General features: G+C 49.2%; 7 protein-coding genes. 5 read left to right on the top strand and 2 right to left on the bottom strand.

Going from position 1 to position 8,471, the window contains the following annotated elements; genetic code table 11:
- The first annotated feature begins 217 nt into the window (after window positions 1–217).
- Window positions 218–811, top strand: a complete 594-nt coding sequence (locus B3W37_RS09710; protein ID WP_483175587.1) for a class I SAM-dependent methyltransferase — start codon at window positions 218–220, stop codon at window positions 809–811.
- Between the two features lie 85 nt (window positions 812–896).
- Entirely contained in the window at window positions 897–1,613 is a 717-nt protein-coding gene (locus tag B3W37_RS09705) for a DUF169 domain-containing protein (protein WP_483175586.1), read from the top strand.
- A 217-nt stretch (window positions 1,614–1,830) separates the two neighbouring features.
- On the opposite strand, the gene B3W37_RS09700 is transcribed toward B3W37_RS09705, so the two are convergent.
- Together B3W37_RS09700 and B3W37_RS09695 are read right to left on the bottom strand one after the other, a co-directional pair.
- The gene (locus B3W37_RS09700; protein WP_483175585.1) at window positions 1,831–2,382 is read right to left on the bottom strand and encodes a hypothetical protein; all 552 of its coding nucleotides are present in this window, start codon (window positions 2,380–2,382) and stop codon (window positions 1,831–1,833) included.
- A complete protein-coding gene (locus B3W37_RS09695; protein WP_483175584.1) occupies window positions 2,379–4,571 on the bottom strand; it encodes a DUF3160 domain-containing protein in 2,193 nt (730 codons plus the stop codon). The genes B3W37_RS09700 and B3W37_RS09695 overlap by 4 nt, the downstream gene beginning before the upstream one ends.
- Before the next feature lie 300 nt (window positions 4,572–4,871).
- Between B3W37_RS09695 and B3W37_RS09690 the strand changes: the two genes are divergently transcribed.
- The 3 genes from B3W37_RS09690 to B3W37_RS09680 are packed head-to-tail and all read left to right on the top strand — an operon-like array spanning window position 4,872 to window position 8,218.
- The gene (locus B3W37_RS09690) at window positions 4,872–5,261 is read left to right on the top strand and encodes a GntR family transcriptional regulator (RefSeq protein ID WP_483175583.1); all 390 of its coding nucleotides are present in this window, start codon (window positions 4,872–4,874) and stop codon (window positions 5,259–5,261) included.
- A complete protein-coding gene (locus B3W37_RS09685; RefSeq protein WP_483175581.1) occupies window positions 5,254–6,153 on the top strand; it encodes an ABC transporter ATP-binding protein in 900 nt (299 codons plus the stop codon). Before B3W37_RS09690 ends, B3W37_RS09685 begins: the two co-directional genes overlap by 8 nt.
- Window positions 6,128–8,218, top strand: coding sequence for a DUF6449 domain-containing protein (locus tag B3W37_RS09680; RefSeq protein WP_483175580.1), 2,091 nt, complete (start codon window positions 6,128–6,130; stop codon window positions 8,216–8,218). The genes B3W37_RS09685 and B3W37_RS09680 overlap by 26 nt, the downstream gene beginning before the upstream one ends.
- The last annotated feature ends 253 nt before the right edge of the window (window positions 8,219–8,471 follow it).

Genomic DNA, 8,471 nt, shown 5'->3' with positions numbered 1-8,471 from the left:
TGAAGTGCCTTGTTTATTGCATTCCGTATCGGTTTGGGGTATGGTTCAATAAGTTACCCTATTAAACCGCGCCACTGAATACAAGGTAGTGCCTTTGTTGGGGATGATGATTGATTCTTAGTGATTACAGTGAATAACAACGCCGACGGCACCTCTTGTTAGCCTACGGGTCCCCGGGCCGGATTGGGGCAAGATCGCTGAAAGGATAATCACAGCCATGCCAATGGACGAAAATAAATTCAATACCCTAGCCGGCGTTTATGGCTGGTTCTTCACATATCAAACCAGATATTATCGGAAGGTCCTGGAAAAGGCCAAACCCCTTTGCGATCTTTCCCGGTATGAATCAGTGATTGATGTGGGCTGCGGCACCGGGGCACTTTGTTCTGTGTTGCATTCCCAAGGATTAAAAGTCACGGGGGTGGATAGCGCCGCCAGGATGTTGGCCGTAGCCGCGAAAAAACTGTCCTCGACCGGCGTTCAACTAGTGCAAGCCGACGCCCATCAGATCCTCCCTTTTTCCGATAAGAGTTTCGATATCGCCATTTCATCATATACCGCCCATGGGATGCCAAAAGCGGAGAGAATAAAACTATATCGGGAAATGAGCCGGCTGGCCAGACACAGGGTAATTCTCCACGATTACAACGACAAACGGGCCTTTATTGTTGATATTGCGGAAAGGCTGGAAGGAAGCGACTACTACAACTTCATCCACTGTGCCGAAGAGGAGATGTCGACTGTATTCAGGGATGTGGTAGTGCAAAATATGGCTCCTACAGCCGCCTGGTATATTTGCACCCCCAATTGATGGCTAGCCTGGGGGAAGCATGCTTCCCTAACGGAGGGATCAAACCATTATGTATCGCTGCTTTTGCGGCGAGGTGGAGGTTCATATGAAAAGCAAGATTGCCCATGCCATAAAACTGAAAAATCAACCAGTGGCTATTTTCCGTTCGGATATCAAACCTGAAGGGGCTATGCAGTTTAAAGAAGGCAAACGGGGCTGCGTTATTTCAATGCTAAATGCTGCGGCCAATGGCCGCACGGCAGTATTTGACGAAAAGACCACCACTTGCCTGGGCGGCAAAGTGGGATTGGGTTTTAAGCGTTTCGAAATGGGTTTTATTGAATATTTCCTATCAACTGGAGGTGCCGGAGGCAGGGAAGGGGAGTTCTACAAGAAGAATCCCCAGTTGGCTGCCCAATTCATAACCGGTTTACCGCAGGTTTCCACCAAGACCTATGTTGTTTTCAAGCCCATAGCCGAACTAGCTGAAGGGAAAATGCCGGAAATAATCATATTCCTTGCCAATGCCGATCAACTTTCCGCTCTGATGTGGTTTGCCAATTACGATACATCCACCCAGGACAATGTTAAAATCGACTTTGGAGCCGGCTGCCAGCAATCAGTTTTATACGCACTGGAACAAGCGGAAGCTGGAAGTCAAAAGTGTGTTATAGGATTGACTGATCCTTCGGCCCGAAAATATATAAACAAAGATATCCTCTCATTCAGCGTCCCCTATAAACGGTTTTTAGAGCTGGAAGGGCAAGTCGAAGAAAGCTTTTTGACTAAAGAAACCTGGTTGGGGATCGCAGAGCGGATATAAGAATTTGCGGTTATCCCTAGTATAAGGAGGTTCATATCGTGGGTTTAGAGTTGCCCATGAGGCTTTTAACATACAAGGTGAAAATGGAAATATGTGCTTGCAGCAGTAGCTTGCTGCAAGCACCATACTCGACTGGTTTTGTACCCGGCAGGGGCGACAGCCGGGCGGTGAAAGTCCGCTGAGGTGACAAATGGGGACGGCTTTTTTGTCATCAATATCAACTGTCTATCCGGGTGAAGCCCCAGTCCTGCCATTGCCAGCTGCTGCGGGGATTATAGAGAGGCCATCCGGATTTTTCCCTGGCTACAAGGGATAAGGTGTGGTCGGGGCCGGTGTTGACGCCAATCGACTGCAGGGGAGGATCAAGGGCGGAAGAACACCACACGGCTCTCATTCGCCCCGACTGCAGGCGATACATGAAAAGGTGGCAGCTATAAGTCTGGTCTTCCTGCTCCAACCAGAATGGTTCAACATCCCCATAGCTGCCGTATTTCCACAAGAGCATCAATAGCTCCTCCCGGCCATCATTATCGGCGTCAGCCAGGAGGAACTGCTCTATTCTCCACTCTGCAGGCGATTCCCAAATCATCTGCTGGCCTTCCCAGACTCTAACCTGATTATTTGTTAGCTGATAGCTTTCCACCATTTCGTTACCATCAGTATCTCTTGATATCATCACATTTTCTTGGCTTGCCGCCGCCACTCGCCCCCCGATAAAACCCAAAACAAAACATAGCAAGAACAAGGCGGCCACCTTTATGCTTCTCACGGCTCATTTTCCCAGGGCATAATGATGCGGCACGATCCGTCTGCGGCAAAAGCCCGGGTCCATTCCGGAGCCGGCGGGGTTTGTTTGTTTTCCAGCATCCCTCTCCATTTTTCATCGGTCAGGCGATCCGATGCCGGCCAGGAGAATTCATAATGGCTGTAAACCCCGCCTTTCACGATGCGCAGCTTGCCTTCCACCGGAACCACTGCATAGATAGAGTGTATATAGCCATTGCCTTCCTCCAGCACCAAATCCGGCGGGGCGGTGGCTACGTCAGCCACCAGCATGGCGGGGTTGTTGTTAAGCAGCGCAGAACGTCCCCCCTCCTGATCCCGCAGGGTTTCCATCCAAAAGTGCTCCAGCTGGCCGCCGAAGCTGCGGATAAGTTCATATTCTTCATCAGTCAGGGCCTGATTTTGCAGCTCTTTTTCAGATATGGTCTTCAGGTTCAAGGCCAGAGTCTCCATCAATTGCAGGCTTTGCGCATCCCGCTCTGCAATCAACCCCCTGGCCTGCAGCCCTTCCCGGGTCATCGCGGACAGAGAAGCCAGATTGGCGTAGCAATGCGGGTCAGGCTCAACATAGCCGCGGTCATCGATCTCATCTCCGAAACCGCCGCCCATTTCCGCGTAAACCTGTTTGGCATAGAGGATGGTGTCATGCTTCAATTCGGTCCAGCTGCCCAGGAAAGTATTTAAACTTTTGCGGGCCCAGGCCTTACCCAGCATAAAGCTGGGGTAGCCCTGAGGCTTTTCCAGCGTCAGAGGTTTCAAAGTCTTTATCCAGCTCCAATAAAGGTTGTGGTGCCACACCGCAGGGTCCAGCCCTGAAATGTGCTGTCTTAATCGAGTCATATTCTGGGGATAGTTCTGATACTGGGTCTGCCCCTCATCCTCCAGTATGCGGTAGGCCTCTTCCGATCCCATGGCAGCGGGGATATCCAGACCCCTGGGCAACAGGCGGCGTTCCCCCTGCTGGTTTTCTCCCACTTCTCGATATACCAAGCGCTGAAATATGTCAGCATCTATGGTATAGCGCTGACCCATGAAACGAAAACCCTTTATTTCCTGCTCCCGGTCAGGCTGAATGCTGGCATCGAAGATGGGGATGGAGTTGATAGCCGGCCCCTGCAGCTCTTTGGCCCTAGATAGGAATTGCTGCCATTTCTCGTTATCGCTTATCAAAGTGTTGAGACTGCTTTCCACGCCATAAACCTGTTCCAACAAATTAGAATAGGCTATGCAGCCGGGATCATCGCTTTCGCCCACGAAAAAGCTGGTGGTCTGGTAGATCTTATCCCAGGATGCCTGGTTAAGGCCGTTCTTCAAAGCCAAAGTCATTAAGACCGCCGATCTGGTCTCGTCTTCATTCTTTAACCTGAAGGTCATGCGGCCATACCACATCATGTTTTGGAAATAGGATTTAAGATTTTCGCTGTGGGTGTAATGCCCCCGGGGTATGTACTGGGTGTAATCCTCCTTCAAGGATTCCAAGGGATCTGGCGATAACCCTATAGTCATCAACGGGGAGATGGCGGTCTGGTTATGCTCTTGAATAAGCTGCAATTCAGCTTCAGCTTCCTTGATCACTTCCTGGGGAATCTTTGCCCCGGGGTCAAGAAGACGACTGCCCACCGCGAAAAAGGCCAGATTGCGCCGGGCGGCATTTTCCCAGGGACTGTTTTTTAAGGCTTCATATTGCTTTTGCGAGGCCTCCAGCATACCCTGGTTGAGCTGCTGCAGCTCATTGCGGAGCTGATTCTCCTCGGCACTTTTCAGCAAATGTTCAAAAAACAGGTGGTAGTTATGTAGCATGGCATCGGTGGTGATCAGGTTGGGTATGCCGTCATACCGGTTGAATTCATAAAGCATGAAGAATTCCTGCTGCATTTGCGGCAAGACCACAAAGGCGTTTTGGGCCAGGAGTGCCTGAGCCTCAGGTGAAAATTCGAAGCGCCCCCGGTTTTCAATATTGCTGAGATCGGCATTGACCCGATAGGGCGCTATCTGTGGACTGACCTTCACCTCTACCTCGCGGTATGGTGCAAACTCCGCTGCCTGAGCCACCCCTGAGGGGCCGAACTTTTCTTCAAGCAGCTTCTTGCTGCCGGGGCCGCAGCCGCTGAGAGCAGATGTCAACATCAAAATGGTCAGCAATATGCTGATGGTTTTGATTTGACCAGCCTTCATAGTAAACCCTCCCTTTACTTAATCTTACCATTGCTACGCATTTACAGCAGTTTCCTGACACCTGTTTTTAACTTGACAAATGGGTGACTACTAGGGGATTGACAACGGCGACGGTTGACAAAAGAATCGTCACCCCATTATCAACCGTTGTCACTAATGAAGAAGCTATACGCGGTGATTAATACAACTTTTAAGAATAGGCGAAGTGGCGGATAGGGGCGAGAATACTTTTTGCTTTACATCAATCTGTATCAACTGTATTATGTATATTAGCACAGTGCAGTAGAGAGGAGGGAATTCATGTTTGAATTGGATCTTCGCAGCCGCAAGCCGGTTTATGAGCAACTGGTCGAAAAAATCATCGAGCTGATTATCAGCAATGTCTTGAAGCCCGATCAGCAGCTGCCTTCGGTACGGGTTTTGTCGGCTGAACTTACCATAAATCCCAATACCATTCAGAAAGCCTATCGGGAATTGGAGCACCGCGGCTTCATATATTCGCTGCCCGGCAAGGGCAGCTTTGTCAGGCCGGCGGTATATACTGATAATCCCGCGCGGATCAGCAGTTTAAAGACCCAGCTGTCCAGGGTTATATCAGAAATGCTTTATCTGGGAGTATCCAAGGATGAAATCATCGGATCAATTCAAAATTCACTATCTATAGCCGGGGGAGGGAAAATAGATGATTGAAGTGGAAAGGGTCAGTAAACAATTCGGCGGTCTGGAAGCCTTGCATGATGTCAGCCTGGCGGTACATAAAGGATCGATTTACGGACTGGTGGGCTGTAATGGAGCGGGAAAAACCACGCTCTTAAAACTGCTGGCCGGCATTTATAAACCTGATTCAGGGCTTTTAATGATAGATTCTCAGCCGGTATTTGAAAATGAAGCTATAAAAGAACGCACGGTTTTCATTCCGGATGCCCTGTATTTTTTCCACAATTATTCCATTCAGGACATGGCCAACTATTATGCCAGTATATATGCGGGCTGGAGTCAGCAGCGCTTTCAGCAGCTGGCTCAGGTTTTTGATATCGAGTTGAACCGGCGGGTCAAAACCCTGTCCCGGGGCATGCAGCGGCAGGTAGCCTTCTGGATGGGTTTAAGCCTGATGCCTGAGGTGATGATATTGGATGAACCTCTGGATGGACTGGATCCGGTGATGAGGCAAAATGTGAAACGCCTCATCATACAAGATGTGGCCGAGCGCGGCATGACTGTAATCATATCTTCGCACAACCTGCGCGAATTGGAGGATATCTGCGATCATATCGGCATCTTGCACCATGGGCAAATGCTTATACAGAAGGATTTGGACGATTTAAAGGCTGACATCCATAAGATTCAAATAGCCTTTAGCGGCGAAATCCCTCTGGCTCTGCTGGATGAGACCGAGGCTCTTCATCATGAGCAAAGGGGCAGCGTGATGATTCTGATCGTACGCGGCGCTTATGATCAGATCATGAACCGGATGCAGGCTTATCAGCCCGCCGTACTGGACGTTCTGCCCCTCACCCTGGAAGAGATATTCATTTACGAAATGGGGGATAACGGTTATGAAATCCACAACATCCTTTATTAATAAAGGGGTATTATATAATGATTTTAAACGCTACGGCTGGACGGGAGTGGTATACCTCTTAGCCTGGCTGGCCGCTTTGCCTTTGCAGCTGGTGATGATTTACAGCCGCCCGGAGATCATCAAAGCGCATTATAACGCAGCTACTTATTTAAGGGTTTTTGAATTCGATCACTCGCCGGTGTTATTGTTCCTGTTGTTGATGGCTCCTGTTCTCACCGGACTGCTGGTATTCCGCTATTTACAGACCGGTATAGCCGCCGATATGGAACACTCACTTCCCATCCGGCGGGAAACCCTGTATAATACCCACCTCTTGGCGGGACTGGTGTTCCTGTTGATTCCGATAATGATAACTGCCCTGGTCACATGGGGCGTAGTGGCCGGATTAAAGATTGACTTCGTGCAGGGCCAGGATATACTCGACTGGCTAAAGATTGCCTTAATAGCCAGTCTGCTCTTCTTTTTAAGCGCAGTGGCGGTGGGAATGATCACCGGCCTTTCTACCCTGCAGGGACTGTTGACCTACATCCTGCTCCTGGTGCCCAGCGGGTTGTCGCTGCTGGTGCTTCATAACCTTCAAATGTATGTTTACGGTTTTGCCGGCGATTTCTATATGATTGGACTTGAGCAGTTAACACCTCTCTTGAGACTGCCTTTGTCACTTTCATCTCTGCAAAGCGTTGAAATCATAGCGTACTTATTAATGAGTGCCGGTTTATATTTGATGGGCGGATTTCTTTACCGGCACCGCCAAATTGAAGCCGCGGGCGAAGCGATTACCTTCGGGGTATTGCGCCCCATCTTCAAGTACTCGGTTACCTTTTGCACCATGTTACTGGCCGGCAGCTATTTCTACCGTACCCAGCAAAGCATAGCCTGGACCTATTGGGGCTATTTCCTGGGGGCCGCCCTGGGCTATATCCTGATTGAAATCCTGTTTCACAAGTCGGTGCACATATTCGACTGGCGGCGCTTTAAGGGCCTGGGGGTTTATGCGCTAATAGCGGCCGCCCTTCTCGGGTTGGTTCACTCAGATTTTACCGGGTATGAAAAAAGGCTGCCGCAAATCGATCAATTGGAAAACGTGTATATGGATAACTATTTTCATCCATTACTGTACGCTGAGGATAGCAGCTATGCGGAAACCCGATCAACACCTCGATTGATATCGATCTATGTAAACCGCGATAATATAGCCCATATAGTGGACCTGCACCGGGAGATCATCGCTCAGCGGGAAGAGGCCGGGATAACCCCCCTGATAAGCCCGGACACCAGGCAGGAAAGGATTTGTCTGGCCTATCAATTTAAGGACGGTAAAAAGCTTTATCGATATTATGCCGTTGATGCTGAACTCTATAAGCAGCATCTGAAACCTATTTATGAGTCGTTGGAATACAAAAACCACAAATTTGAGGTGCTCCGAGTCAACCCCGTCGACGCCAAGCTGGTAGATATCAGGAGCCAGCTTGGAAACAAGCGGGTCAGTATTACAGACCCCCAACTGATTCAAGAAGCTATTGCCGTCCTGCAAAATGATGTTAAGATGCAAACTTACGAGGAAATGAGCGATGCCAGACCCCCCTGGGGATATATCGAAATAACCTTGCCCAAGACACAGAATATCGATACTGAGGGGGGAATATGGCCGGAGGCCACAGACAGCGCCATGGAGGCGGCCCCGAAAAGCGAGTATTACAACATAACTCTGCCCTGGGAAAAGTCTTATCTTGGATTGGAGGGCTGGCTGCAGAGTAAAGGGTTATACAGCCAGGCCCGGCTGCTTCCCAGCGAAGATATTGTCCATGCCATTATCGAATACGCTCCTCAGGGTGTGAATGAGGCTGAATTCCGGACCATGAAGGCTGACAAGATCGAAGCAAAGCCCGGTCAGTTGAAGGTAACCGAAGCGGATAAAATTGAACTGTGTTTTTACAATTACCAGGAATACGCCAAAGGAGCTATTTACAAAGTCTTTTTTCAGCTTAAAAACGGCACCGTACTGATTGGAATCTTAACGCCATCCTCAGCCCCTGATTTTGTTAAACAACATTTTGCCGGGTGAATATCTTAGACTTCATGGGCTGCGTATCCGGAAATTAATAAATCGGCAATATTAAAAAATGAATGCAGCGAGGTGCTTTTCTAAAATTTGAGGGACATATCGCTGCATCTTTTTTGACATGCCCTTCGATATTCAGGATGTGCTGAACTGGGACATGCTAGCGAGCTAAGGTGGAAGCCCGGAGAAGGTTTTTTAGCCTGCGATGCCATCCTAATGCATGTTAGTCTTGAGATTTCCAGTAAATGATTTTATA

The organism is Syntrophomonas sp. UBA5494 (genome assembly GCF_002426325.1).
The sequence above is the reverse complement of the archived record's forward strand: the minus strand, read 5'-3'. Positions and strand labels throughout refer to the sequence as shown.